The sequence below is a fragment of the Streptomyces phaeoluteigriseus genome (assembly GCF_001896135.2).
Taxonomy (GTDB): Bacteria; Actinomycetota; Actinomycetes; order Streptomycetales; family Streptomycetaceae; genus Streptomyces; species Streptomyces phaeoluteigriseus.
Genome location: NZ_MPOH02000011.1, coordinates 664,193 through 689,144 on the forward strand (window position 1 = coordinate 664,193; position 24,952 = coordinate 689,144).

Consider the following 24,952-nt stretch of genomic DNA (forward strand, 5'->3'; position numbering starts at 1 on the left):
CCGCTCCTTCCGTCCCGAACCCGGGGGCGGTGCGAGGCGTCGGAGGTTTCCGCCCCCGCCGCCCCTTACCGTCCCGAACCCGGGGGCTGCCTGCGCCCCCGGGCCCCGGCTTCGGCCTGAACGGCCTCGCCCCGACGCCGGGCGGGGGACGAGGCCGGACGGGCGTCGAGGCCGTTACTGGTCCGAGGAGAATCTCAGGGACGCTGCCGGGATCCTCGCGTCGCACCACACCCTTGCCCCGTCGCGCAGTTCGTTGTCGGGGCCGATCACCGCGCCGTCGCCGATGACCGTGCCGGTGAGGACCGAGCGTTCGCCCACGCGGGCTCGGGTGCCGATGAGGGAGTCGGTGATGACCGCGCCCGGTTCGATGACCGCGCCGGGCAGGATCGTCGAGCCGAAGACGCGCGCGCCCTCCGCGACGAACGCCCCCTCGCCGACCACCGTGCCGCCGGTCAGCTTCGCGTCGGGGGCGACCATGGCCGTCGGGAGGATCAGGCGGTCGCCGCAGCGGCCGGGGATCGCGGGGGACGGGGCGCGGCCGAGGACCAGGTCCGCCGAGCCCCGGACGAAGGCCGCCGGGGTGCCCAGGTCCAGCCAGTACGTCGAGTCGACCATCCCCTGGAGGTGGGCGCCCGCGGACAGGAGGCCGGGGAAGGTCTCGCGTTCCACCGAGACCGGGCGGCCGGCGGGGATCGTGTCGATGACCGAGCGGCGGAAGACGTACGCGCCCGCGTTGATCTGGTCGGTGACGATCTCCTCGGGGGTCTGGGGTTTCTCCAGGAAGGCCAGGACCCTGCCCGTGTCGTCCGTGGGGACCAGGCCGTACGCCCTCGGGTCGGTCACCTTCGTGAGGTGGAGGGAGACGTCCGCCGACGTCTTCTCGTGGGTGGCCACCAAACGTCCGATGTCCAGGCCGGTGAGGATGTCACCGTTGAAGATCAGTACCGGGTCGTCGGGGCCCGAGTGGAGCCGGGACGCCACGTTGCGGATGGCGCCGCCGGTGCCCAGGGGCTCGTCCTCCGTGACGTACTCGATGTGCAGGCCCAGCGACGAGCCGTCGCCGAAGTACGGTTCGAAGACCTCCGCCAGATAGCTCGTCGCGAGGACGATGTGGTCCACGCCTGCCGCTTTCGCCCGCGCCAGCTGGTGCGTGAGGAACGGCACTCCCGCCGCCCTGACCATGGGTTTGGGCGTGTGCACCGTGAGCGGGCGCAACCGGGTGCCCTTGCCGCCGACCAGGAGGATCGCTTCTGTCACCTTCGTCTCTGCTTCCTGCCGGGACCGGCCGAACTGTCTTTCGGCGGCCAGTGTATGCAGACCTTGGTGCGGCAACTTCGATGGCCGTGCGGTGTTCCACGCGCAGTCCCCCCGACGGCTATGGATGTGCCCCCCACTGGCCGTGCCCTCCGTCCCGCGCCGGATCCCGCCGGGGCCTCCCCAGGCCCCGGGTTCGCGGGTCCGCGACGTCAGCGGCCCTGGTAGTCGGCCGCGGTCGTACGGGCCGAGCCGAGCTTGCCGTAGAGCTGCCGTCCTGGGCATTCCGTGGCGAAGCCGTCCCGGTGTCCGGAGATCACGTTCAGTCGTACGTTCTTACCTTTTCGGTAGAGATTGCCACCACCGGACTTCAGGTATGTCTTTCCTTTCGGATTGGCCCCGAACAATCCCAGCTTCCATGCCGTCAGGCGGGCGATGCCCTTGACCGCGGCGGCGGACGGCTTGGTGGTGGTGAACGTGCCGAGGACGGCGATCCCCATGCTGTCGCTGTTGAAACCGAGGGTGTGGGCGCCCAGGACCGGCTTCGCCACACCCCCCGCGCGGCCCTCGTAGATGTTGCCGCACTTGTCGACGAGGAAGTTGTAGCCGATGTCCCGCCAGCCCATGCTCTTGACGTGGTAGCGGTAGATGCCGCGGATGACGGAGGGGGCCTGCGAGCACTTGTACGTGTTGCCCGAGGCCGTGTGGTGCACGAAGGCCGCCTTGACCTTCTTGGTGTACACGAACGTCTTCTCCCGCAGCTTCTCGTCGGCGCCCCAGCCGCGGCGCGTCACGATGCCCGGGCGGGGGCCGATGTACGGCTTGGCGCGCTGAGCCGTCGTCAGTTCGCCGGAGCGCAGGCCGAGGAGTTCGCGTGCGGTGTCCGCGCGGTCGAGGGCGGGGATCTCGGTGGCGCCGACGGGGGCGAGAGCGGTGTTGGCGGCGGAGGCCCCGGCCGCCTCGACGGTGACGCCGACGCCGGCGGTCCTGCCTTCGGTCAGGTCCGCCGCCGTGCCCGCCGCCTCCTCCGGGACGTCGGCCGGGGCCTGGGCGGTCACGGCCCGGCTGCGGGGCGGGCCCACGGGGGCGTGGGCGGGGTGTTCGGTGGTGCCGCCCTGGTCGACGGTGCTGTGGTCGGTGGTGCCCGAGTCGGCAGTACCCGAGTCGGAGGTGCCCGAGTCGGAGGTGCCCGAGTCGGAGGTGCCCGGGTCGGTGGTGCCCAGGTCGGTGGTGCCCGAGTCGGCAGAACCCGAGTCGGAGGCGCCCGGGTCGACGAGTTCCAGGCGCATCCCCGCGGGGAGTTTCAGGGACGAGGACACGGTGCGGGCGCCGCCCGCGGTGTCCTCCGTACGCTGCTCGGCGTCCGGACTGACGCGGACCTCCACGCCGTCGGACTCCCCCACCCACAGCGGAGCGGTGGCACCGCGGACGTGGCCGGAGGCGCGTTCGGGGGTGTCGGGGTCGGCGCCGTGGTCGGCGTTGTGCGTCTCGACGTCCTGCCAGGCGGACCAGGTGCCGGTGCCCGCGGCGCGGGTGCGGACCTGGACGCGGCCGTGCAGTTCGGCGTCCGGGTCGTCCCAGACCACGCCGAGGAGGGAGAAGGACCGCACGTCTTGGCGGGGCAGGCCCTGTTCGGCTCCCGTGCCGCCGTGGGCACGGTCGCGGGAGAGAGGGGTCAGGGGCAGCGACTGGGTGCTGCCGGCGAGCGGGGCGGCGGAGCCGGCGGGCCGGGCCGCGGCGGGCGCCGCCTGCACGGTCGTCGCCGGACGCGCCGTCACCGCGGTGGCGGGGGGCGTCGAGCGGGAGGGCCAGTGCCGCCGCACAAGTGACGCCGATCGAGGAAGCAAGCAGTCCACGCATGCCACTGATCCTGGACATAGTCATACATTTCTGTCCATCGGGGACTTGACGAGGCGTCGGTGGGCGTTCGGCCGAACCGGTGGCACGGTGGCGGGCGTTCGGCGACGGGCGGCGCGTACGCTGACGCGGGTGAACGCCACTGACCGCACCCCTGCCGACCTGCTGCGTTCCGCGCTCGCCGCGGACCCCGCGCGTCCCCTGGTGACCTTCTACGACGACGCCACGGGCGAACGGGTGGAATTGTCCGTGGCCACCTTCGCCAATTGGGTGGCCAAGACCGCGAACCTCGTCCAGGACGGACTGTCCGCCGAACCCGGCGACCGCGTCGCGCTGCTGCTGCCCGCGCACTGGCAGACGGCCGTGTGGCTGCTCGCGTGTTCCTCGGCCGGGGTCGTCGCGGACGTGGCCGGGGATCCGGCCCGCGCTGACTTCGTCGTGGCCGGGCCCGGCCGGTTCGAGGCGGGGCTGGCGTGCCGGGGCGAGCGGTACGCGCTGTCGCTGGCGCCGCTCGGCCGCCGGTTCGTCCCGGCACCGCCGGAGGGGTACGCCGACTACGCGGTGGACGTGCCGACCCACGGCGACCGTTTCGCGCCGTACGCGCCCGTCGACCCGGAGGAGCCCGCGCTGATCGTGGCCGGCGCGGAGTACACGAGCGCGGAACTGGTGGAGCGCGCCCGCGCCGACGCACCCGCCCTCGGCCTCATGGGCCCCGGCTCCCGGCTCCTGTCGGGCCTGCCGTACGACACCTGGGAGGGCCTCAGCGCCGGCCTGTACGCCCCGCTCGCCACCGGCGGCTCGGTCGTCCTGTGCCGGAACATGGACCAGGCGTCGGAGGAGACCCTGACGAGGCGGATCGACAGCGAACGGGTGACGGCGACGGCACGGTAGCCGGGCCCCCGCATCGCCCATGACCCGCTCCGGCGGCCGATCGCCCCACCCGCGCCGGGCGGGTGAGCGTCCGCCCTGCTCCGAGACACGCATCCCTCCCCCACTCCCCGTTCACCCGTCCAGCCCCTCCCCGCCCGCGCTCCGCCCCCGGGCGCGGCATCGTCGTAGGGACTGCACGGCGTTTTCGTACGGTGAGCGGGAGGGACGGGTGCCGACGTGAGTGGGAGCAACGGGGCGGGCGAACCTCTCGGGCCGGGCGCGGACAGGCCCTCGGGCCGGGGTGGGGCGTCCCGCTCTCGGTGCGGGGCTCGTGCGGCGGCGTCGGCGGCGGCGGTTCGAGGTCGGGGCGGGGGTGGTGGGGCTGCTGGTGGGTGGGGACCGGGGTGGCCGGGTGGGTCGTGTACGCCAAGCTCGACGGGAACATCACGCCGGACGAGGCGGCCGCGGCGGAGCTGGCGCGGTACGCGAAGGAGCGGCCGACCGCGCTGGTGAAGGACGCGCGGAACGTGCTGTTGATCGGTTCGGACTCGCGCGCGGGGGACGGCAACGGCGAGTACGGGCGGGATTCCGGGACCGAGCGGTCGGACACGACGATCCTGTTGCACCTGTCCGCCGGGCGGCGCAGCGCGACGGCCGTGTCGATCCCCCGCGATCTCATGGTGGACGTGCCGGCCTGCCGGCGGCCGGACGGTTCCCGGTCGTCGCCGACGTTCGCGATGTTCAACTACTCGTTCCAGACAGGGGGTTCGGCCTGCACGATCCGGACGGTGGAGAAACTGACGGACATCCGGATCGACCACCACGTCGTCGTCGACTTCCACGGCTTCAAGAAGATGGTCGACGCTCTCGACGGGGTCGAGGTGTGCCTGAAGGAGCCGATCCGCGACAAGGCGGCCAAACTGCGGCTGCCCGCGGGGCGGGTGCGGCTCGACGGCGAGCAGGCCCTCGGCTATGTCCGCGCCCGCAAGACCCTCGGCGACGGCAGCGACACCGACCGGATGGACCGGCAGCAGCGATTCCTCGGGGCGCTCGTCAACAAGGCGCAGAGCAATGACGTCCTGCTGAATCCGGTGAAGCTGTATCCGGTGCTGGACGCGGCCACGTCCTCGCTCACCACCGACCCGGATCTGGCGAGTCTGCGCGGTCTCTACGCACTCGTGCGCGGCCTGCGGGACATTCCCACCGCACAGGTGCGATTCCTGACCGTTCCCCGGGAGTCGTACGTCTACAACGCCAATCGCGACCAACTCGTGGAGCCGGCGGCGGAGAAGCTCTTCGAACGGCTGCGCACGGACGCGCCGGTCTCCGTCACCGGGAAAACGCCGGGGGAGCCCGGGAAGTCGCAGAAGCCGGAGAAGCCGAAGCAGTCGGAGCAGTCGGAGCAGTCGGAGAATTCCACCTCTTCGGAGTCGTCCGATCACGATACGTACGCGTCGCCGAGTCCGTCGGAGCCGACTTTCCGGGGGAACACGGCCGGCGACCACACCTGCGCGTGAGCTGGGCGCACGGTCACGGGTGAAGCGCTTCCCATGCGGGACGGCCGTGGCGAACGCCAGTTCAAGGAAATAGCCCGGATTGACCGGTTGTAGGGACGTGGAATTTGTCACCGTCGTCGCTCTGCGCCGAACTTGGCGGATAGTGTGAGCGATCCGGTGCACCCGGCCTGAGGACCGTTCTGGGGTCGTGCACTGTGTGACCGAGACCCGAGCGCCTTAGAGGGGAAGGGCGCCGCGTGGCCCCGACGGAGGATTCGGACAACCGTGGACGCGCAAGGCCGTGGGCGGGTGGAGAACATCGACCCCGCAGACCAGTGGGTACTCAATCCGGACACCGGTGAATACGAACTGCGACTGACCCCTTCCGCACCGCAGTCGGCGGTGCCCGGGCCTCGTAGGCGTGCCGCCCGTGCGGCGGGCGGCGCACCCGGCCCCGAAGCCGCTTCCGGCAGCCGTACGACGGCTCCGGAACGGGACACCCCGGAGGTGCCGGGGCCGCGCCGGCGACGGGCCGTGCCGGAGGAGCCCCCGCCGGGCAGGCGCGGGCGCCGGCCGGCGAAGAAGTCGAAGGCGAAGAAGGTCCTGCTGTGGACCGGCGGGACCATGGCCTTCGTCCTGGTGGGCACCGCCGGTGCGGCCTACCTCTACCTGGAGCACCTCAACGACAACATCACCTCCGTCTCCGACGACGGCGCGAGCACCGGTGGCTTCAGCAAGGACAAGGCGATCAACCTGCTGGTGATCGGCACCGACAAGCGCACCGGCTCGGGCAACGAGGGCTACGGCGACTCCGGCAGCGTGGGCCACGCCGACACGACGATCCTGCTGCACGTCTCCAAGGACCGGACGAACGCGACCGCGCTCAGCATCCCGCGCGACCTGATCGTGGACATCCCGGACTGCCCGACCGAGCAGGAGGACGGCTCGAGCGAGATCATCAAGGGCACGCAGGGCGTCCGCTTCAACACCAGCCTGGGCCAGGACGGCCGTACGCCCAGCTGCACCATGCGCACGGTGACGGAGCTGACCGGGGTCACCCCGGACAACTTCATGGTGGCCGACTTCAACGCGGTCAAGACGCTGACGACGGCGGTCGACGGCGTCGAGGTGTGTCTGGCCAAGGACATCGACGACCCGGACTCGCACCTGAAGCTGTCGAAGGGCACGCACACCGTCCAGGGCGAGCAGGCACTGGCGTTCCTGCGCACCCGGCACTCGGTGGGCTTCGGCGGCGACCTGAGCCGGATCGCGATCCAGCAGCAGTTCCTCGGTTCGCTGATGCGCAAGCTGAAGTCGAACGACACGCTCACCAGCCCCACCAAGATGATCAAGCTGGCGGAGGCGGGCACGAAGGCGCTCACCGTCGACTCCCAGCTGGACAGCATCACCAAGCTCAAGGACCTCGGCCTGGAGCTGGGCAAGCTCAACACCAAGAACCTGACCTTCACCACCGTGCCCGTCATCGACAACCCGGCCGAGAAGGTCAAGGCGACGGTCGTCCTGAACGAGGCGACGGCGCCCACCGTCTTCCGGATGATCCAGGACGACGTGTCCTTCACCGAGGTGAAGGAGCAGGCGAAGGCGTCGAAGGACGCGGCGGCCGCCACGGCGGCGGCCCGCCTCAAGGGCACCCAGTCCGCGGCCTCCGAGGTGCGGGTGCGGGTCATGAACGGCGGGGCCGAGGGCGGCAGCGCACAGGCCACTCTCAGCTGGCTGCAGAATGATGAGGGCGTGACGAAGTCCGAGAACGCGGGCAACGCCCCGGAGGTACTCAGCAGGACGACGCTCGAGTACGGGCCCGAACAGGCCGACCAGGCCCGCAAGCTCGCCGCCATCATGGGGCTGCCGGGGACGGCGCTGAAGCCGGGCGAGAGCGTCACCAATGCCCAGGGTCTGCCGACGATGACGCTGACGCTGGGCAAGGACTTCAAGGGCGCGGGCGTCTCGCTCACGGCCCCGACGACCGTGCCGGACACGGTCGACAAGTCCACGGCGGACAAGGTCGAGTGCGCCAAGTAGGTAACCCTGCGGGCCCGTCGAGCGTCTGACTTGACGCGGGACGGGCCCGTGTCATGTCAGGCGCGCGAGGGGGAGGGGCGGGGCCAGTGGGGCGGAGCACTGTACGGGGAGCGGTTCCCGGGGCCGAGGACACCACGTCCACGGCGGCGGACGAGGAGAGCGGCGCGGGCGAGGAGAGCAGAACGGGCGAACGCGCCGGAGAAGGTGGCGCGGGCGAAGGCGCCGGCGGCGGAGACGGTTGCCCGGACGGAAGTGACGGCGGCGGAGACGGCGGCGCGGGCGAGAACGGCGGCGGGCGCAGAGCCGGCCGTGGCACGGACCGAAGACGGCGCAGACGGCGCGTGCTGCGCTGGTCGGCGACCGTGCTCGCGTTGGTGATAGTGGGCGGCGCGGGGGCCGGATACCTCTACTACGAGCATCTCAACGCCAACATCAAAAGCGACCGGCTGAACCTGGGCGACGCCAAGGACCGGGCGGCGGAGACCAGGGCCAACGAGGCCGGGCAGAAGGCGCTGAACATCCTGCTGATCGGTTCGGACGCGCGGGACACCGCGGAGAACCAGAAGCTCGGCGGGGCCAGGGACACCTTCAACGGCACGCCCCTCGCCGATGTCCAGATGCTGCTGCACGTCTCCGCGGACCGCAGCAACATGTCGGTGGTGAGCATGCCGCGCGACACCCTGCTCGACATCCCCAAGTGCACGGACCCCGACACCGGCGAGGTGTTCCGGGCCCTCACCCGGGAGATCACCAACTCCTCGCTGGGGCGCGGCGGTCCGGGCTGCACGGTGGCCACCTGGGAGAAGCTCACCGACATCCACATCGACCACTTCATGATGATCGACTTCACCGGTGTGGTGTCGATGGCGGACGCGATCGGCGGCGTCCCGGTGTGTGTGGACGCCAACATCCATTCGCACACCAGCACCGGCAAGGGCTCGGGCCTGAAGCTGGCGAAGGGCACCCACGACATCAAGGGGAAGCAGGCCCTCCAGTGGCTGCGCACCCGCTACGGCTTCGAGGACGACACCGACCTGGCACGCGCCAAGGCGCAGCACATGTACATGAACTCGATGGTCCGTCAGCTGCGTTCGGAGGCGAAGCTGACCAACCCGAACGGGCTGCGCAAGCTCGCCGAGGCCGCCACGCGGGCGATCACGGTCGACGACGGCCTGGACAGCGTCAAGAAGATGTACGACCTGGCGACCGAGCTGCAGAAGGTGCCCACCGAGCGCATCACCATGACGACGATGCCCAACCGGTACGACACCGTCCAGCCCGGCCGGGTGGTGCCCACCGATGACGCCGAGAAGCTGTTCCGGCTGGTGCGCGAGGACATCGCCCTGGACGGCAAGGACGCCGCGAAGGCCACGGCGAGCCCGTCCCCGACGGTCACCGACGCGGCTGCCGCGGACGACGAGATCGCCGTGCAGGTCCGCAACGGGACGTACACCGACAGCCTGGGCGCGGCGCGCGGACGGGCCACCGCGGTGACGGAGGTGCTGGTCGGCAAGGGCTTCACCGCCGCCAAGGCGGACAGCTCGCCGGCCACCGCCGAGAAGACGACGGTGATCCGCTACCCGAGCGCCGACCTCCAGGCGGACGCCCTGCGGGTCGCGAAGGCCCTCGGCGTTCCGGCGGGCCGGGTGAAGCAGTCCACCGAGGTCTCCGGGGTCACGCTCTTCGTGGGCGCGGACTGGCGGTCCGGCACGGCGTACAAGGCGCCGGTGGAGGACGACAGGACGCCCACCTCGGCGGAGACGATGAACGCCGCCGACACCAGCCAGTGCATGCACGTGGACCCGGCCTACACCTGGTAGGCCGGGCCCTTGCGGCGCCCCCGCGGTGCTCAGCGCGAGCTGAGGACCGCCGGACGGCGGGACGCGATGACCTTCCTGGCCAGCGACCTCGGGCTGGTCAGGAAGCCGAAGCCCCACGACATGTGCATGGTGGCGAGGGCCACGGGGATCCGGAGGCGGGCCTTCAGCGGCAGGCCCTTGCCGGCCGGCAGCGAGCCGAGGGCGATCGCCGCGAGGTAACCGCCCGGGATCAGGAAGCCGAGCGGGGTGAGGGCCGCGCCGACCACGGTGCCGGCCGCGATCGCGCAGACGGCGGCCGGCGGGGCCAGGTAGCGCAGGTTGATGGAACCCTCGTGGTAGCGGGCGACGACGTGCCGCCAACGGCCGTAGTCCTTGTACTGCTTGGCGAGCGCCTTGACGCTGGGCCGCGGGCGGTAGGACACCTTCAGCTCCGGCGAGAACCAGATCAGTCCGCCGGCCTCACGGATGCGGAAGTTCAGCTCCCAGTCCTGGGCGCGGATGAACTCCTCGTTGTATCCCCCCTGTTGCTCCAGCGCCTCGCGCCGGAACACGCCGAGGTACACGGTCTCGGCCGGGCCGGCCTGTCCCCCGGTGTGGAAGGCGGCGTTCCCGACGCCGATCTTCGAGGTCATCGCGGCGGCGACCGCGTGCTCCCAGTCGTTCTCGCCCTCGGCGTGCATGATGCCGCCGACGTTCTGCGCGCCGGTCTCCTCCAGGAGCCGTACGGCGGTGGCGATGTAGTTCGGCGAGAGCATGCCGTGCCCGTCGACGCGGACGACGACCGGATGGCGCGAGGCCTTGATCGCGGCGTTCAGGGCGGCGGGCGTACGGCCCGTCGGGTTCGGGACGGTGTGGACGCGCTTGTTCTTGTGGGACGCGGTTTCGGCCACGAGTTCGGCGGCGATCTCGTCCGTGCGGTCCGTGGACGGACCGAGGGCGATCACGACCTCCATCTCGCCGGCGTACTCCTGCGAGAGGATCGCTTGGACTGCTCCGCGCAGATGCCGCTCCTCGTCGAGGACGGGCATGATGACGGACACGGCGGGGAGCTGCACGTCGGACTTCGCGTTCATAGGGACATCACGTTACCGCGAACGGGGGACACGGGTGCGCGCCGCCGGGTGCCCTGCGGCGGGCGGTAGATCGTATCGGCCTACGGTGCTCACGGCTCCCCTCGTACGCCTCGTACGGCCGTCGCCCGGAGGTGACCCGCTTGTCCCCCACCCCGCCCCGGTCCCCCGCCGTCCGCGGCCCGAACTTGTCCGCTGCCGCGGCCAGGCCTCCGGCGCGAGCCGGAGCACCCGTCCGCCGGGACCCGCGCCGCGCACCGCGCCGGCCGGTCCGCCCCGCACCGAGGAAACGTCCCCGCTGGGCCATGCGGGCGACCCTCACGCTGTCGGTCGTCGTGCTGGCCTCCGCCGGGATCGGGCACACCCTGCTCAGCAGCCTCGACTCCGGGATCGCCCGCGTCGATCCCTTCAAGGACATGAAGAACCGCCCGCGGGCCGGTCACGGCATGAACCTGCTCATGGTCGGCACCGACGGCCGTGACCGGATCACCGAGGCCGAACGGCAGCGGTACCGGCTCGGCGGCGCGCCCTGCCACTGCACCGACACGCTGATGATCGTGCACATCTCGGAGGACCGGGACCGGGCGAGCGTGGTCAGCCTGCCGCGCGACTCCTACGCCGAGACGCCCCCGCACACCGACCGGACCACCGGTGAGAAGCACCACGGTCACCCCATCAAGATCAACGCGGCCTATGCGGAGGGCGGCCCGCAGCTCACGGTGCGGACCGTCGAGCACATGACCCGCGTGAAGATCGACCACTACCTGGAGGTCGACTTCACCAGCTTCATGAAGACCGTCGACGTCCTCGGCGGCGTGAAGATCTGCACCGACCGGCGCCTCCAGGACTCCTACACCGGCCTCGACCTCGCCCCCGGCAACCACACCCTGCGGGGCGGCGAGGCCCTCCAGTACGTCCGCTCCCGGCACGCCGACGCCTCCTCCGACCTGGGCCGGATGCAACGCCAGCAGCGGTTCCTGGCGGGGCTGGTCGACCGGGCGACCTCCTCCGGGATCCTGCTGAACCCGCTGAAGTTCCGCGACGTGACGCGGGCGGTGCTCGGCTCGGTCCGGGCCGACCGCGACTTCGGCACCGCCGAGCTGCTCGACCTCGGGCGGGCGATGCGCACCTTCTCCCCCTCCTCCTCGGAGTTCACGACCGTCCCCATCGGGCGGATGGGGTACGCCGTGAAGGGCATCGGCTCGACCGTGAAGTGGGACCCCGTCCGCTCCGAGCGCCTCTTCGAGGCCCTGCGCGACGACAAGCCCCTCGCCACCACGCCACGGGCCCGCGGCAGGGCCGTCCGCGTGGAGGTGGCCCCCCAGCAGATCCGCGTCCAGGTGGAGAACGGCACCCGCACACCCGGCCTGGCCAAGCAGGTCGACGCCGCCCTGCGGGCCACCGGCTTCCGTACGACCGGACAGCCGGCCACGGCCCGCGACGCCTCGGTGCGCCGTACGGTCGTCTCCCACGACCCCCGCTGGGACCGCTCGGCGAGGTCGCTGGCCGCCGCCCTCCCCGGCAGCGAGCTGCGCGCCGTCCCGGGCCTGGGCCCCACCCTGAGGGTCACCGCGGGCGCGGAGGCCCACCAGGTCCGCAAGGTCCGGGCGGACGACCCGGAACGGGGCGAGGCCGAAGTGGTCCGGGGCGACGAGGTCGGCTGCTCCTGAGACCGGGGCGGCGCGACCTCAGTGGTCGAAGCCCTCCGCCACCCGTCGCTCCCGCAGTTCCATGATGGCGCGGCGGCGGGACAGGCGGTGGGTGCGGCGGATCTGCGCCTCCTGGTAGCGGCGGCGGTCACGGTCGGTCTCGGGGAGCACCGGGGGGACGCGGCGGGGCTTGCCGTCGGCGTCGACGGCGGCGAAGACCAGGTAGGCCGAGCCGACCTGGGTGGGCGGCGCCGACTCGTTCCAGCGTTCGGCCAGCACCCGTACGCCGACCTCCATGGAGGTCCGGCCGGTCCAGTTGACCTGGGCCTTCACATGGACGAGGTCACCGACGCGGACCGGCTCCAGGAACGCCATCTCGTCCATGGACGCGGTGACGGCCGGTCCGCCGGAGTGCCGTCCGGCCACCGCCCCCGCCGCGTCGTCGACGAGCTTCATGATCACGCCACCGTGCACCGTGCCCAGGAGGTTGGTGTCGTTGTGGCTCATGATGTGGCTGAGCGTGGTGCGGGACGCGGACGTGGGCTTACCCGGGATGTCCGAGGTGTCCGAGTCCACGGAGGTGACCTGGTCTGTCATGTCCTCCACCTTATGCCGAGGCGGACAAGCCGGGATTTTGTGTCAGGTTGGCAACAGCGGGGCGCTGATTCCTCGACGCCCCTGTATGGGACACGGCGCCGCCCTGCACACTGGGGCCCATGAATGACTGGCCCGAGGGATGGTCCGACAACAACCGCGGCTCCGGGTACGGACACGGCGGCGCGAGCGCACAGCCCGAGGGCGCGCGCGTGATGCGACAGGTCCGCCGCGGTCCGGCCGCCCCGCCGCAGGGCGCGGGCGTCCCGCCGCAGCCGTCGTACGTCGACGGCCACGGATACGGCGGCGGCGACTTCACCAACGCCCGCAACACCGGCTACGACAGCGGCTACAGCTCGGGCGAGGTCTACGGCGGCGGTTCCGACGGGCCGGGCGGCCACGGCACCCGGGCAGCGCGCCCCGCGCCGAACTGGCGGCGCCGGATCAAGTGGACCGCGATCAGTGTCGTGACCGTCCTGGTCGTGACGACCGTCGGGACGTACTTCTGGGCCGACTCCAAGCTGAAGCGCGAGGTCGACCTGTCCAAGGTCATCGACCGGCCCGAGGCGGGCGAGGGCACCAACTTCCTCATCGTCGGCTCCGACAGCCGTGAGGGCATGACCGCCGAGGAGAAGAAGGCGCTGCACACCGGCTCCGCCGACGGCAAGCGCACGGACTCGATGATGATCCTGCACACCGGCTCCAACGGCGACACACTGATCTCGCTGCCCCGCGACTCGGACGTGGAGATCCCCTCGTTCGTGGGCTCGGACTCCGGCAAGCGCTACGAGGGCACGGGCCGGCACACCAAGCTGAACGCGGCGTACGCGGAGGACGGCCCCGAACTGCTCGTCCGCACGGTCGAGTTCAACACCGGGCTGCGCATCGACCACTACGTGGAGATCGGCTTCGCCGGCTTCGCCAGCATCGTGGACGCGGTCGGCGGCGTCGAGATCGACATCCCCCAGGACATCAAGGACACCAAGTCCGGCGCGGACCTCAAGAAGGGCAGGCAGACCCTGAACGGCGAGGAGTCCCTCGCCTTCGTCCGCACCCGGTACGCACTCGCCGGCTCCGACCTCGACCGGACGAAGAACCAGCAGAAGTTCCTCGCCGCGCTCGCCAACCAGGTGGCCACGCCGGGCACGGTCCTCAACCCGTTCAAGCTGTACCCGACCATGAGCGCCGGCCTGGACACCCTGATCGTCGACAAGGACATGGGCCTGTACGACCTGGGGTCGATGTTCTTCGCGATGAAGGGTGTCAACGGCGGCGACGGCACGTCGATGAACATGCCGATCTCCGGGTCCAGCGGCGGCAACCTCGTCTGGGACAAGGCCAAGGTGAAGCAGCTGGTGAGCCAGCTGAAGAACGACGAGAAGGTCACGGTGTCGGGTGGCTGACCGGCCCGCCGCCGCGCGGCCCTTCGACGCGGTCCTGTGTGACGTCGACAACGTGATCCGGCACTTCGACTCCACCCACCTGGAGTCCCTGGAGCGCGTCGCGGGCCTCGCGGAGGGGACCACCAAGAAGGTGGCCTTCTCCCCCGAGGTCGACGGGCCGCTGCTGCTGGGCCGGATCACCGAGCAGGAGTGGGTGGCGTCCATCGCGCGCGGGCTGGCCGGGCTCGTGGACGAGGAGACCGGCTGGGCGCTGGGCACCGCCCTGCTGGAGTCCCCCTTCCGGGCGGACGAGGCCGTGCTGGACCTGCTGCGCCGGGCCCGGGTCCGGGTGCCGCTCGTCCTCGTCACCAACGCCACGCTCGGCCTGGAGCGTGACCTGGAGGCCATGGGCCTGACGGAGCTGGCCGACGACGTCGTCAGCAGTGCCCGCGTCGGCCTCGCCAAGCCGGACCGCCGCATCCTCGAACTGGGCGCGGCACGGGCGGGCGTACGCCCCGACCGCTGCCTGTTCGTCGACGACACCCTGGAGAACATCGTGGCGGCCACCGCCCTCGGCATGACGGCCGTCCACCACCGGACGGCGGCCGACCTGGAGAAGGCGCTGCGGCCGCTGTTCACCTAGGCCCTGGCCGGTCCGTGCACGAGAGTCGCCCCCCGCCCGGAGAACGGGCGGGGGCGACTCTCGTGCGGCGGTGGGGCGTTACGGCAGGTTGCGCGCCATGACGATGCGCTGGACCTGGTTCGTGCCCTCGTAGATCTGCGTGATCTTCGCGTCGCGCATCATCCGCTCGACCGGGTAGTCGCGGGTGTAGCCGTAGCCGCCGAGGAGCTGGACGGCGTCCGTGGTGACCTCCATGGCGACGTCGGAGGCGAAGCACTTGGCCGCCGCGCCCTGGAAGGTGAGGTCGCTGTCGCCGCGCTCGGACTTCGCCGCCGCGGCGTACGTCAGCTGGCGGGCGGCCTCGATCTTCATGGCCATGTCGGCGAGCATGAACTGGATGCCCTGGAAGTCGGCGATCGCCTTGCCGAACTGCTTGCGCTCCCGGACGTAGCCCTTGGCGTAGTCGAAGGCGCCCTGGGCGACGCCGAGGGCCTGGGCGGCGATGGTGATGCGGGTGTGGTCGAGGGTCTTCATCGCGGTGGCGAAGCCGGTGCCCTCGGCGCCGATCATGCGGTCGGCGGGAATGCGGACGTTGTCGAAGTAGACCTCGCGGGTCGGGGAGCCCTTGATGCCGAGCTTCTTCTCCGGGGCGCCGAAGGAGACGCCCGGGTCGGACTTCTCCACGACGAACGCCGAGATGCCCCTGGAGCGCTTCTCCGGGTCGGTGACGGCCAGCACCGTGTAGTACTCGGAGACGCCCGCGTTGGTGATCCAGCGCTTCACACCGTTGAGGATCCAGTGGTCGCCGTCGCGCACCGCGCGGGTCTTCATGCCGGCCGCGTCCGACCCGGCGTCCGGCTCGGAGAGGCAGTACGAGAACATCGCGTCGCCCTTGGCGAGCGGCGCCAGGTACTTCTTCTTCAGGTCCTCGGAGCCGGAGAGGATCACCGGGAGCGAGCCGAGCTTGTTCACGGCCGGGATCAGGGAGGAGGAGACGCAGGTGCGGGCCACCTCCTCGATGACGATGACCGTGGCGAGCGCGTCGGCGCCGGCGCCGCCGTACTCCTCGGGGACGTGCACCGCGTGCAGGTCGCTGGCGACCAGCGCGTCGAGGGCCTCCTGGGGGAAGCGGGCCTCCTCGTCGACCGCTGCGGCGTACGGCGCGATCTTCGCCTCGGCCAGTGAGCGGATGGCGTCCCGGAGCATGTCGTGCTCCTCGGACGGGCGGTACAGGTCGAAGTCAGCCGATCCGGCCAAGGTCTCTCACGCTCCAAGAACGCTGGGTGTGATCTCGCTAATTACCGTTAAGTAACTCAAATTTTAGAGGCCTGCCCACGCGAGTGATACGTGAGCTTGGCGACAGGGCGAACCCACCGGTGAACTGCCCGGTGAGGGGGCGGTGCACGCCCCGACTATGCTCGTTGCGCGCATCCGGTCCCGCCCCGCCCAGTCCAGGAGCACGCATGGCCCTCAAGATCACCGTGATCGGCACCGGTTATCTCGGTGCCACGCACGCCGCGGCCATGGCCGAGCTGGGCTTCGAGGTGCTCGCGCTCGACGTCGTGCGCGAGAAGATCGAGATGCTGGAGCGGGGCGAGACCCCGATGTACGAGCCGGGCCTGGAGGAGCTGCTGCGCCGGCACGTCGCCGGGTTCGAGGGCTCCAGCGGGCGGCTGCGCTTCACCCAGGACTGGGCGGAGGTCGGCGCGTTCGGTGACGTCCACTTCGTCTGCGTGAACACCCCGCAGAAGCACGGCGAGTACGCCTGCGACATGTCGTACGTCGAGTCCGCGATCGCCTCGCTCGCCCCGCATCTGGAGCGGCCCGCGCTGGTGGTGGGCAAGTCGACCGTGCCGGTGGGCTCCGCGGACCGGCTGGCCCGCACGATCACCGAGCTGGCACCGGCCGGCGAGGACGCGGAACTGGCGTGGAACCCGGAGTTCCTGCGGGAGGGCTTCGCCGTGCAGGACACCCTGCACCCGGACCGGATCGTCGTCGGCGTGCGCAGCGAGCGGGCCGAGCGGACCCTGCGGGAGGTGTACGCCCAACCGGTCGGGGAGGGCTCGCCGTTCGTCGTCACCGATTTCCCGACCGCCGAGCTGGTGAAGACCGCCGCGAACTCCTTCCTCGCCACCAAGATCTCCTTCATCAACGCGATGGCCGAGGTCTGCGAGGCCGCCGACGGCGACGTGGCCAAGCTGGCGGAGGCCATCGGGTACGACGACCGGATCGGCAGGAAGTTCCTGCGGGCCGGGATCGGCTTCGGCGGCGGGTGCCTGCCCAAGGACATCCGGGCGTTCATGGCGCGGGCCGGTGAGCTGGGGGCGGACCAGGCGCTGACGTTCCTGCGCGAGATCGACTCGATCAACATGCGCCAGCGCGGGCAGATGGTGGAGCTGGCGCGGCAGGCGCTGGGCGGGGGGCCGTTCCTCGGCAAGCGGGTCGCCGTGCTCGGCGCGACCTTCAAGCCGGACTCGGACGACGTGCGGGACTCGCCGGCGCTGAACGTCGCCGGGCAGATCCACCTCCAGGGCGGCCAGGTGACGGTCTACGACCCGAAGGGCATGGACAACGCCCGCCGCGTCTTCCCGACGCTCGGCTACGCCGACACGGCCCTGGAGGCCGTCCGGGGTGCCGATGTCGTCCTGCATCTGACCGAGTGGCGGGAGTTCCGGGAGCTGGACCCGGCGGCGCTCGGCGAGGTCGCGACCGAACGGCTGATCCTGGACGGGCGCAACGCGCTCGACCCGGTGCTGTGGCGCAAGGCCGGCTGGACGTACCGGGCGATGGGCCGCCCGACCGCCTGAGACGAGGGCGGCGACGGGACGGGGCCGGCCGGCACGCGGGTGACGCCGTTCGGCCGAGGCTCAGTCGGCCGAACCGGCGTCTCCCCGCATTGTGCCGCACGGGGGCCGTGCGTGACGTGTGAACGCCCTGTGGGTGACGCCCCGTGGGCAACCGGTGGGTTAGGGCCACGGCCCGTCCGGGCACTCGGCCGCCCTCTGCGTCCGTCGCACACCCACCGAGGAGGCGCCCCATGGCACCCGCCGTCCGTCTGCGTTCCGTCGTTCTCGACTGCCCCGACCCGCGCGCCCTCGCCGAGTTCTACGCCGCCGTCGTGGGCGGCACCCCCGAGGCCGAGGAGGGCGAAGAGGACTGGTACGTCCTCCGGGTCCCCGGCGGCCCCCGGCTGGCCTTCCAGCGGGTGGAGGGGATGACCCCGCCCGAGTGGCCGCGGGCCGACCGCAACGCGCAGCAGTTCCACCTGGACCTCGACGCCGGTGCCACCTGGGAGGAGGTCGACGCGGCCCACGCGCGCGTGCTGGAGCTGGGGGCGCGACCGCTGGACCTGGAGGACCGGGAGAAGAAGGACTTCCTGGTGTACGCCGACCCGGCGGGGCACCCGTTCTGCCTGTGCCGGATCGAGAACGGTTCGTCCTCGTGAGTCCTTCTAGGTCCCGGCCGGCCGGTTCCTAGCCGTCCAGATCCGTGATGGTCGCCGTCGACGGCTCCCTGCGTTGCTGTGCCGTCTGGGCGGCGAAGTCCGCGGTGCGCAGGACGCGCTGCACGTTTCCCCAGGTCAGCTGGGTGATGTCGGTCTCCGGCCAGCCTCGGCGCAGGAGTTCGGCGATCAGGTGCGGGTAGCCGGCGGCGTCGGCGAGGTCCTGGGGGTGGGCGGCACCGGAGTCGTGGGTGCCGGACAGGCCGACGCAGCCGGGCCCGGCGATCTCGCGGACGTGGTCGAGGTGGTCGGCGACGTCCCCGAGGGTCGGGCCGGTCTGTTCGACGGCCAGCGGCACCATGCACAGGCCCCCGGCGGCGCCGAGGGCGGCGAGGAGGTCGTCGGGCAGGTTTGTCGGGGTGGGGACGCAGCGCGCGGGCGGCGGAGCGGGTGCACAGGACCGGGGTCCTGGAGATGTCGAGGGTCCGGGCGATCGTGGCGTCGGAGGCGCCGGAGAGGTCGGCGAGCACGCCGAGGCGGTTCATCTCGCGCACGACCTCCAGATCCGTACCGCACTCGTACGACATTCCGGTACCGGCCGCATGGGCTCAGCCGTCGAGTGACTCGATCGTCGCGTTGGACGGGCCCCGGGTGGTCCTCAGGTCGCGGGAGACGTCCTCCGCGGCGCCCAGGACGCGGACCGCGTTCCGCCAGGTGAGCTTGGCGAGGTCGGGGTGGGACCAGCCTCGGTCGAGGAGTTCGGCGAGGAGGTTCGGGTAGCCGGAGACGTCGTTCAGGCCCTCGGGGGTGAAGGCCGTGCCGTCGTAGTCGCCGCCGATGCCGAGGTGGTCGATGCCGGCGACCTCGCGCATGTGGTCGAGGTGGTCGGCGACCGTGGCCACGGTGGCGACCGGGCGGGGGTTCGACTCCTCGAAGGCGCGGTGGACCTTCATCGCCTCGGCGGTGGTGTCGAGGTGGTGGAAGCCGTGGGCGCGCATGTTCTCGTCCGCCGCGGCCGTCCAGTCGACCGCCGCCTGGAGCACGAACTTCGGCACGAACGTCACCATCGCGATGCCGCCGTTGGCGGGCAGCCGCTCCAGCACGTCGTCCGGGATGTTGCGCGGGTGGTCGCAGACGGCACGGGAGGAGGAGTGGGAGAAGATCACCGGGGCGGCGGAGACGTCCAGCGCGTCGCGCATCGTCGTCGCCGCCACGTGCGAGAGGTCGACGAGCATGCCCTCGCGGTTCATCTCCCGCACGACCTCGCGGCCGAACGCCGTCAGCCCGCCGGCCTTCGGTACGTCGGTCGCGGAGTCCGCCCAGTCCACGTTGTCGTTGTGGGTGAGCGTCAGGTACCGCACGCCGAGCGCGTACAGACCGCGCAGGGTGCCCAGCGAGTTGGCTATGGAGTGGCCGCCCTCCGCGCCCATGAGCGAGGCGATACGGCCCTCCGCACGCGCCGCTTCCATGTCGGCGGCGGTCAGGGCGGCCCTGAGCGCCTCGGGGTGCCGGTCGATCAGCTGCCGTACGCAGTCGATCTGCTCCAAGGTCGCCGGGACGGCGTCGGGCAGGTCCGAGCGGACGTACACCGACCAGTACTGCGCGCCGACCCCGCCCGCGCGCAGGCGGGGTATGTCGGTGTGCAGGTGGGTGTGCTGGTCGGTGGCGATGTCACGGGCGTCGAGGTCGTAGCGGACCTGTTCGCGCAGCGCCCACGGCAGGTCGTTGTGGCCGTCGACGACCGGGTGGGCGCGCAGCAGTTCCCGGGCCTGCTCCAGGGAGGTCATCGGCGTCACTTCCCGAAGCCGAAGCCACCGCCGGCGCCGCCGCCGTCGACCTTGGCGCGCAGCCGCCTGCCCTTCTCGGTGGCCTGGTCGTTGAGGTCCTGCTGGAACTCGCGCATCCGGGCGAGGAGGTCCTCGTCGTGCGTGGCGAGGATGCGGGCGGCCAGCAGACCGGCGTTGCGGGCGCCGCCGACCGAGACGGTCGCGACGGGGACGCCGGCCGGCATCTGCACGATCGACAGCAGGCTGTCCATGCCGTCGAGGTACTTCAGCGGCACGGGCACGCCGATGACGGGCAGCGGGGTCACGGAGGCCAGCATGCCGGGCAGGTGGGCGGCACCGCCCGCGCCCGCGATGACCACCTTGAGCCCGCGGTCCGCGGCCTGCTCGCCGTAGGCGACCATCTCGCGCGGCATGCGGTGCGCGGAGACGACGTCGACCTCGTACGCGATCTCGAACTCGTCGAGGGCCTGGGCGGCGGCCTCCATGACGGGCCAGTCCGAGTCCGACCCCATCACGATGCCTACAACTGGGCTCATTCGGTGATCGTGCCTCTCAGGTAGCCGGCAGCGTGACGGGCGCGTTCCAGCACGTCGTCGAGGTCGTCGCCGTAGGTGTTCACGTGGCCGACCTTGCGGCCGGGCTTCACGTCCTTGCCGTACATGTGGATCTTCAGCTGGGGGTCGCGGGCCATGCAGTGCAGGTACGCGGAGTACATGTCCGGGTAGTCGCCGCCGAGGACGTTGACCATGACCGTCCATCCGGCGCGCGGGCGCGGGTCGCCGAGGGGGAGGTCGAGGACCGCGCGGACGTGGTTGGCGAACTGCGACGTGATCGCGCCGTCCATCGACCAGTGGCCCGAGTTGTGCGGGCGCATCGCCAGCTCGTTGACGAGGATGCGGCCGTCGCGGGTCTCGAACAGCTCCACGGCGAGGTGGCCGACCACGCCCAGCTCCTTGGCGATGGTCAGCGCCATCTCCTCGGCCTTCAGCGCCAGGCCCCGGTCGAGGCCGGGGGCGGGCGCGATCACCGTGTCGCAGACGCCGTCGACCTGCTGGGACTCGACCACCGGGTAGGCGACGGCCTGGCCGTGCGGGGACCGCACGACATTGGCGGCCAGCTCACGGACGTAGTCGACCTTCTCCTCCGCGAGGACGGGCACGCCCGCGCGGAAGGGTGCGGCGGCCTCGGCCTCGCTGCCGACGACCCAGACACCCTTGCCGTCGTAGCCGCCGCGGACCGTCTTGAGGACGACGGGGAAGCCCGCCCCGCCCTCCGCGGCGAACGCGGCCACGTCGGCCGGATCGGTCACGATGCGGTGCCGAGGGCAGGGGATGCCGATCGCGACGAGCTTCGCGCGCATCACGCCCTTGTCCTGGGCGTGCACGAGCGCGTCCGGGCCCGGGCGGACGGGGATGCCGTCCGCCTCCAGGGCCCTGAGGTGCTCGGTGGGGACGTGCTCGTGATCGAAAGTGATCACGTCACAGCCCCGCGCGAACTCGCGCAGCGTGTCCAGGTCGCGATAGTCGCCGACGACGACATCGCTCACCACCTGGGCCGCGGAATCCTGGGGAGTGTCACTGAGGAGCTTGAACCTGATGCCCAACGGGATGCCCGCCTCGTGTGTCATACGAGCGAGCTGGCCCCCGCCGACCATGCCGACTACCGGGAACGTCACGCCCCTAGGGTATCGGCCACTTCGCACCGGCCGAATCCAGCGCCTGTTTCGCGCCTGTTCCGCGCCCGTTCCGCGGCTCTTACCCAGCTGGGAGGCGTCGCACAGGAAACCCGCGAGGGGGGTGGTTAGCATGGCTGGGTTGACGAAACCGACACCCGGACGGGGGCCTGTACGACCATGGCACATGGTTCCGCTGGTTCCTCGGGGGAGGGACGCCTGCGCAGACTCACCCGTGAGCTGGCCAAGTTCGGCGCGGTGGGCGGGGCGGGACTGCTGGTCAACCTCGGCGTCTTCAACCTCGTGCGGCACGTCACCGATCTCCAGGTGGTGCGGGCGAGCGTCATCGCCACGGTCGTCGCCATCGCCTTCAACTACGTCGGGTTCCGGTACTTCACCTACCGGGACCGGGACAAGGGTGGGCGTACGAAGGAGATGACGCTGTTCCTGCTGTTCAGCGTGGTGGGGCTGGTCATCGAGAACGGGTTGTTGTTCCTGGCGACGTACGGGTTCGGGTGGGACAGTCCGTTGCAGAGCAACGTGTTCAAGTTCATCGGGATCGGGGTCGCCACGTTGTTCCGGTTCTGGTCGTACCGGACGTGGGTGTTCAAGGCGATTCCCCTGCGGGGGGCCGCGGAGGCTCGGGGGGCTGCGGATTCGGCGGCGGCTTCCGCCGGCAAGCAGCGGGTGGGCTGAGGGGGCTTCTCTCGCCCCCGCCGCCCCTTCCCGTCCCGTCCCGGGGCTGCGCCCCCGGACCCCGGTGTGGCCGACGGGGTCGGGGGCGGTGCGCGTGGGTCGGTGCGCAGGGTCCGGGGGCGCGAGTCAGTGCGCGGGGTCTGGGCCTCCGGCCGAGCCCCGCATGTCTCCTCCGGGCGAGCCCCGGATGTCTCCTCCGGCCGAGCCCCGGATGTCTCCTCCGGCCGAGCCCCGGAGGTCCTCCAGCCGAGCCCCGGAGGTTCCCCCAGCCGAGCCCCCGAGGCTTTCCTCCGGTGCGCCCCCGAGGTTCCTCGGACACCGGGTCACCTCACCGTTCGTTCCGCCTCCGGAGGGTGCTTCTTGGGCGGGGGGGTTCTTGACAGGAACAGGCCGAAGACCGGGGGCTTGGTCTGGAGCATCTCCAGGCGGCCTCCGTCGGCTTCCGCCAGGTCGCGGGCTACCGCCAGGCCGATTCCGGTGGAGTTGCGGCCGCTGATCGTGCGCTCGAAGATGCGGGCGCCGAGGTCCGCGGGGACGCCGGGGCCCTCGTCGGTGACCTCGATGACGGCCTGGTTGCCGGTGACGCGGGTGCGCAGGGCGACCGTACCGCCGCCGTGCATCAGCGAGTTCTCGATCAGGGCCGCCAGCACCTGTGCCACCGCGCCCGGTGTGCCCACCGCCTGGAGGTGGCGCTTGCCCGAGCTGACGATCGCGCGCCCCACCCCGCGGTAGGCCGGGCGCCACTCGGCGAGCTGCTGCTGGATCACCTCGTCGAGGTCGAAGGTGACGGCGGAGCCGGTGCGCGGGTCGCGGGAGTTCGTCAGCAGGCGCTGGACGACGTCGGTGAGGCGCTCCACCTGCGTCAGGGCGATGGTGGCCTCTTCCTTCACCGTGTCCGGGTCGTCGGTGAGGGTGATCTCCTCCAGGCGCATGGACAGCGCCGTGAGGGGGGTGCGCAGCTGGTGGGAGGCGTCGGCCGCGAGCCGGCGTTCGGCGGTGAGCATGCGGGCGATGCGCTCGGCGGAGGAGTCCAGCACATCGGCGACCCGGTCCAGCTCGGGGACGCCGTACCGCTTGTGGCGGGGGCGGGGGTCGCCGGAGCCGAGGCGTTCGGCGGTCTCGGCGAGGTCGGTGAGCGGGGAGGAGAGCCGGTTGGCCTGGCGGATGGCGAGGAGGACGGCCGCGATCACCGCGAGCAGCGCCACCAGGCCGATGATGATGAGGGTGCGGCCGACCTCACGGGTCACGGACGAGCGGGGCTCCTCGACGACGACGGTCTCGCCCTCCTCGCCCGTGGCCTCGCCCCGGATGACGTCACCCTCGGGGCGGCTGCCGACGGCGATGGCCTGCCTGCCGGGAATCCGGACCACCGCGTACCGCTCGTTCGTGAGCTGGTCCCGCAGCATGTCCGCGTCGACGGTCCCGGCGCCGAGGATCCGGCTGTCCACGATGCTGGCCAGCCGGGCGGCCTCCAGCTCCACGCGTTCCTGCGCGCTGTTGCTGATCGTGCGCGTCTCGACGATGACGAGGGACACCCCAAACACGGCGATCACGACCAGCACGACGGACAGCGTGGACTGAATCAGACGGCGACGCACAGGGCCCTCCGGGCAGACGACGTACGTGAGGCGGCGGGCCGTCGCCGGCCCACCCGGCGGCGGCCGGCTCCTCGCCCGCTAGCTCTTCTCGAAGCGGAAGCCCACGCCGCGCACCGTGGCGATGTAGCGGGGGTTCGCCGCGTCGTCGCCCAGCTTCTTGCGGAGCCACGAGATGTGCATGTCGAGGGTCTTGGTCGACGACCACCAGGTCGTGTCCCAGACCTCCCGCATCAACTGGTCGCGGGTGACCACCCGGCCCGCGTCGCGCACGAGGACCCGGAGGAGGTCGAACTCCTTGGCGGTGAGCTGGAGCTCCTCCTCGCCCATCCAGGCGCGGTGCGACTCGACGTCGATGCGCACACCGTGGGTGGCGGGCGGCTGCTGGGGTTCGGAGGCGCCGCGCCGCAGCAGGGCCCGGACGCGGGCGAGGAGTTCGGCGAGCCGGAACGGCTTGGTGACGTAGTCGTCGGCGCCCGCGTCCAGCCCGACGACGGTGTCGACCTCGTCGGCGCGCGCGGTGAGGATCAGGATGGGGATGGCATGGCCGTCGGCGCGCAGCCGGCGGGCCACCTCCAGGCCGTCCATGCCGGGGAGCCCGAGGTCCAGCACGACGAGGTCGATGCCGCCCTGCATCCCGGCGTCGAGTGCGGTGGGTCCGTCTTCACGCACCTCGACCTCGTACCCTTCCCGGCGCAGTGCGCGGGCCAGCGGCTCCGAGATGGACGCATCGTCCTCGGCGAGCAGTACACGGGTCATGAGGCGATGGTAGTCCGCGCAGGGCAAGGCCAGTGGTGTGATGCCGCACCGGGTCTCTTACTCGGGGACATGACGGACAACCCGCCCGCAGCAACTCCGTCGATCTTGGTACGGACCTGGGGTCGCGGGATGCCATCCTGGTATGGACCTTGGAAACCTCCCCCTGGTTCCTCCTCGGCCTGTGATCTGCGCCTCAAGTCCTTCCATATCCGGTTCTGTCCTGCCGTATGGTGAAAGGACGCCTGTAGCACGCAGGACCTTTGGCGCTCGACTTGACGCTGAGGGTCTCTTTTGTGTGCGGGCCGGCTCTCCGCCGGCCTTCGAAAGGAAAGACCTGTGGCCGGGCC

Annotated in this window: 19 protein-coding genes and 2 pseudogenes; 10 read left to right on the forward strand and 11 right to left on the reverse strand. The window is 71.4% G+C overall.

Going from position 1 to position 24,952, the window contains the following annotated elements; translation table 11 throughout:
- Positions 1-174 precede the first annotated feature (174 nt).
- Both manB and BM536_RS14085 read right to left on the reverse strand, forming a co-directional pair.
- Complete coding sequence (manB, locus tag BM536_RS14080) at positions 175-1,257, reverse strand: mannose-1-phosphate guanylyltransferase (protein ID WP_073496279.1); 1,083 nt, start codon at positions 1,255-1,257, stop codon at positions 175-177.
- 209 nt (positions 1,258-1,466) lie between these two features.
- On the reverse strand, positions 1,467-3,032 hold the full coding sequence (locus tag BM536_RS14085; RefSeq protein ID WP_245873491.1) for an N-acetylmuramoyl-L-alanine amidase: 1,566 nt from the start codon (positions 3,030-3,032) through the stop codon (positions 1,467-1,469).
- A 211-nt stretch (positions 3,033-3,243) separates the two neighbouring features.
- Here BM536_RS14085 and BM536_RS14090 point away from each other — a divergent pair, with 211 nt between their 5' ends.
- The 4 genes and pseudogenes from BM536_RS14090 (at position 3,244) to BM536_RS14105 (ending at position 9,337) form a co-directional block, all read left to right on the forward strand.
- Positions 3,244-4,002 carry a TIGR03089 family protein gene (locus BM536_RS14090; RefSeq protein ID WP_073496284.1) on the forward strand — a complete coding sequence of 253 codons (759 nt, stop codon included), beginning with the start codon at positions 3,244-3,246 and terminating at the stop codon, positions 4,000-4,002.
- Positions 4,003-4,282: 280 nt separating this feature from the next.
- Positions 4,283-5,498, forward strand: a pseudogene (locus BM536_RS14095) (LCP family protein).
- 264 nt (positions 5,499-5,762) lie between these two features.
- A complete protein-coding gene (locus BM536_RS14100) occupies positions 5,763-7,517 on the forward strand; it encodes an LCP family protein (protein ID WP_073496286.1) in 1,755 nt (584 codons plus the stop codon).
- An 86-nt stretch (positions 7,518-7,603) separates the two neighbouring features.
- A complete protein-coding gene (locus tag BM536_RS14105; protein ID WP_425444631.1) occupies positions 7,604-9,337 on the forward strand; it encodes an LCP family protein in 1,734 nt (577 codons plus the stop codon).
- Between the two features lie 29 nt (positions 9,338-9,366).
- On the opposite strand, the gene BM536_RS14110 is transcribed toward BM536_RS14105, so the two are convergent.
- Positions 9,367-10,410 carry a glycosyltransferase family 2 protein gene (locus BM536_RS14110; protein WP_073496288.1) on the reverse strand — a complete coding sequence of 348 codons (1,044 nt, stop codon included), beginning with the start codon at positions 10,408-10,410 and terminating at the stop codon, positions 9,367-9,369.
- 185 nt (positions 10,411-10,595) lie between these two features.
- Here BM536_RS14110 and BM536_RS14115 point away from each other — a divergent pair, with 185 nt between their 5' ends.
- Positions 10,596-12,077, forward strand: coding sequence for an LCP family protein (locus BM536_RS14115; protein ID WP_245873495.1), 1,482 nt, complete (start codon positions 10,596-10,598; stop codon positions 12,075-12,077).
- Positions 12,078-12,095: 18 nt separating this feature from the next.
- Here the strand turns inward: BM536_RS14115 and BM536_RS14120 are convergent, their stop codons facing one another.
- A complete protein-coding gene (locus tag BM536_RS14120) occupies positions 12,096-12,653 on the reverse strand; it encodes an acyl-CoA thioesterase (protein ID WP_073498510.1) in 558 nt (185 codons plus the stop codon).
- A 119-nt stretch (positions 12,654-12,772) separates the two neighbouring features.
- Here BM536_RS14120 and BM536_RS14125 point away from each other — a divergent pair, with 119 nt between their 5' ends.
- Both BM536_RS14125 and BM536_RS14130 read left to right on the forward strand, forming a co-directional pair.
- The gene (locus BM536_RS14125) at positions 12,773-14,053 is read left to right on the forward strand and encodes an LCP family protein (protein ID WP_073498499.1); all 1,281 of its coding nucleotides are present in this window, start codon (positions 12,773-12,775) and stop codon (positions 14,051-14,053) included.
- Positions 14,046-14,675, forward strand: coding sequence for an HAD family hydrolase (locus BM536_RS14130; protein WP_073498501.1), 630 nt, complete (start codon positions 14,046-14,048; stop codon positions 14,673-14,675). The genes BM536_RS14125 and BM536_RS14130 overlap by 8 nt, the downstream gene beginning before the upstream one ends.
- Positions 14,676-14,753: 78 nt before the next feature.
- On the opposite strand, the gene BM536_RS14135 is transcribed toward BM536_RS14130, so the two are convergent.
- Positions 14,754-15,911, reverse strand: coding sequence for an acyl-CoA dehydrogenase (locus tag BM536_RS14135; protein WP_094102998.1), 1,158 nt, complete (start codon positions 15,909-15,911; stop codon positions 14,754-14,756).
- 206 nt (positions 15,912-16,117) lie between these two features.
- Here BM536_RS14135 and BM536_RS14140 point away from each other — a divergent pair, with 206 nt between their 5' ends.
- Both BM536_RS14140 and BM536_RS14145 read left to right on the forward strand, forming a co-directional pair.
- Complete coding sequence (locus BM536_RS14140; RefSeq protein ID WP_073498503.1) at positions 16,118-17,461, forward strand: UDP-glucose dehydrogenase family protein; 1,344 nt, start codon at positions 16,118-16,120, stop codon at positions 17,459-17,461.
- Positions 17,462-17,691: 230 nt separating this feature from the next.
- The gene (locus BM536_RS14145) at positions 17,692-18,099 is read left to right on the forward strand and encodes a VOC family protein (RefSeq protein ID WP_073498505.1); all 408 of its coding nucleotides are present in this window, start codon (positions 17,692-17,694) and stop codon (positions 18,097-18,099) included.
- A 28-nt stretch (positions 18,100-18,127) separates the two neighbouring features.
- On the opposite strand, the pseudogene BM536_RS14150 reads toward BM536_RS14145, so the two are convergent.
- From BM536_RS14150 to BM536_RS14165, 4 genes and pseudogenes are all read right to left on the reverse strand, one after another.
- Positions 18,128-18,656, reverse strand: a pseudogene (locus tag BM536_RS14150) (membrane dipeptidase); the annotation flags it as partial.
- Between the two features lie 48 nt (positions 18,657-18,704).
- Positions 18,705-19,883, reverse strand: coding sequence for a dipeptidase (locus tag BM536_RS14155; protein WP_094102999.1), 1,179 nt, complete (start codon positions 19,881-19,883; stop codon positions 18,705-18,707).
- Positions 19,884-19,888: 5 nt separating this feature from the next.
- Complete coding sequence (purE, locus tag BM536_RS14160) at positions 19,889-20,419, reverse strand: 5-(carboxyamino)imidazole ribonucleotide mutase (RefSeq protein ID WP_073498506.1); 531 nt, start codon at positions 20,417-20,419, stop codon at positions 19,889-19,891.
- Positions 20,416-21,558: a 5-(carboxyamino)imidazole ribonucleotide synthase gene (locus BM536_RS14165; RefSeq protein WP_107439587.1), complete on the reverse strand. Its 1,143-nt coding sequence runs from the start codon at positions 21,556-21,558 to the stop codon at positions 20,416-20,418. The genes purE and BM536_RS14165 overlap by 4 nt, the downstream gene beginning before the upstream one ends.
- A 177-nt stretch (positions 21,559-21,735) precedes the next feature.
- On the opposite strand from BM536_RS14165, the gene BM536_RS14170 reads away from it, so the two are divergent.
- A complete protein-coding gene (locus BM536_RS14170) occupies positions 21,736-22,251 on the forward strand; it encodes a GtrA family protein (protein ID WP_073498509.1) in 516 nt (171 codons plus the stop codon).
- 323 nt (positions 22,252-22,574) lie between these two features.
- On the opposite strand, the gene BM536_RS14175 is transcribed toward BM536_RS14170, so the two are convergent.
- The gene (locus tag BM536_RS14175; RefSeq protein WP_073499290.1) at positions 22,575-23,849 is read right to left on the reverse strand and encodes an ATP-binding protein; all 1,275 of its coding nucleotides are present in this window, start codon (positions 23,847-23,849) and stop codon (positions 22,575-22,577) included.
- A gap of 78 nt (positions 23,850-23,927) precedes the next feature.
- Positions 23,928-24,605, reverse strand: a complete 678-nt coding sequence (locus tag BM536_RS14180) for a response regulator transcription factor (RefSeq protein ID WP_073499288.1) — start codon at positions 24,603-24,605, stop codon at positions 23,928-23,930.
- Between the last annotated feature and the right edge of the window lie 347 nt (positions 24,606-24,952).

Coding starts and splice junctions, on each gene's coding strand:
- BM536_RS14155 (WP_094102999.1), bottom strand. CDS start 19,883: ATGACCTCCCTGGAGCAGGCCCGGGAACTGCTGCGCGCCCACCCGGTC.
- BM536_RS14145 (WP_073498505.1), top strand. CDS start 17,692: ATGGCACCCGCCGTCCGTCTGCGTTCCGTCGTTCTCGACTGCCCCGAC.
- BM536_RS14180 (WP_073499288.1), bottom strand. CDS start 24,605: ATGACCCGTGTACTGCTCGCCGAGGACGATGCGTCCATCTCGGAGCCG.
- BM536_RS14125 (WP_073498499.1), top strand. CDS start 12,773: ATGAATGACTGGCCCGAGGGATGGTCCGACAACAACCGCGGCTCCGGG.
- BM536_RS14170 (WP_073498509.1), top strand. CDS start 21,736: ATGGCACATGGTTCCGCTGGTTCCTCGGGGGAGGGACGCCTGCGCAGA.
- BM536_RS14120 (WP_073498510.1), bottom strand. CDS start 12,653: ATGACAGACCAGGTCACCTCCGTGGACTCGGACACCTCGGACATCCCG.
- BM536_RS14110 (WP_073496288.1), bottom strand. CDS start 10,410: ATGAACGCGAAGTCCGACGTGCAGCTCCCCGCCGTGTCCGTCATCATG.
- BM536_RS14140 (WP_073498503.1), top strand. CDS start 16,118: ATGGCCCTCAAGATCACCGTGATCGGCACCGGTTATCTCGGTGCCACG.
- purE (WP_073498506.1), bottom strand. CDS start 20,419: ATGAGCCCAGTTGTAGGCATCGTGATGGGGTCGGACTCGGACTGGCCC.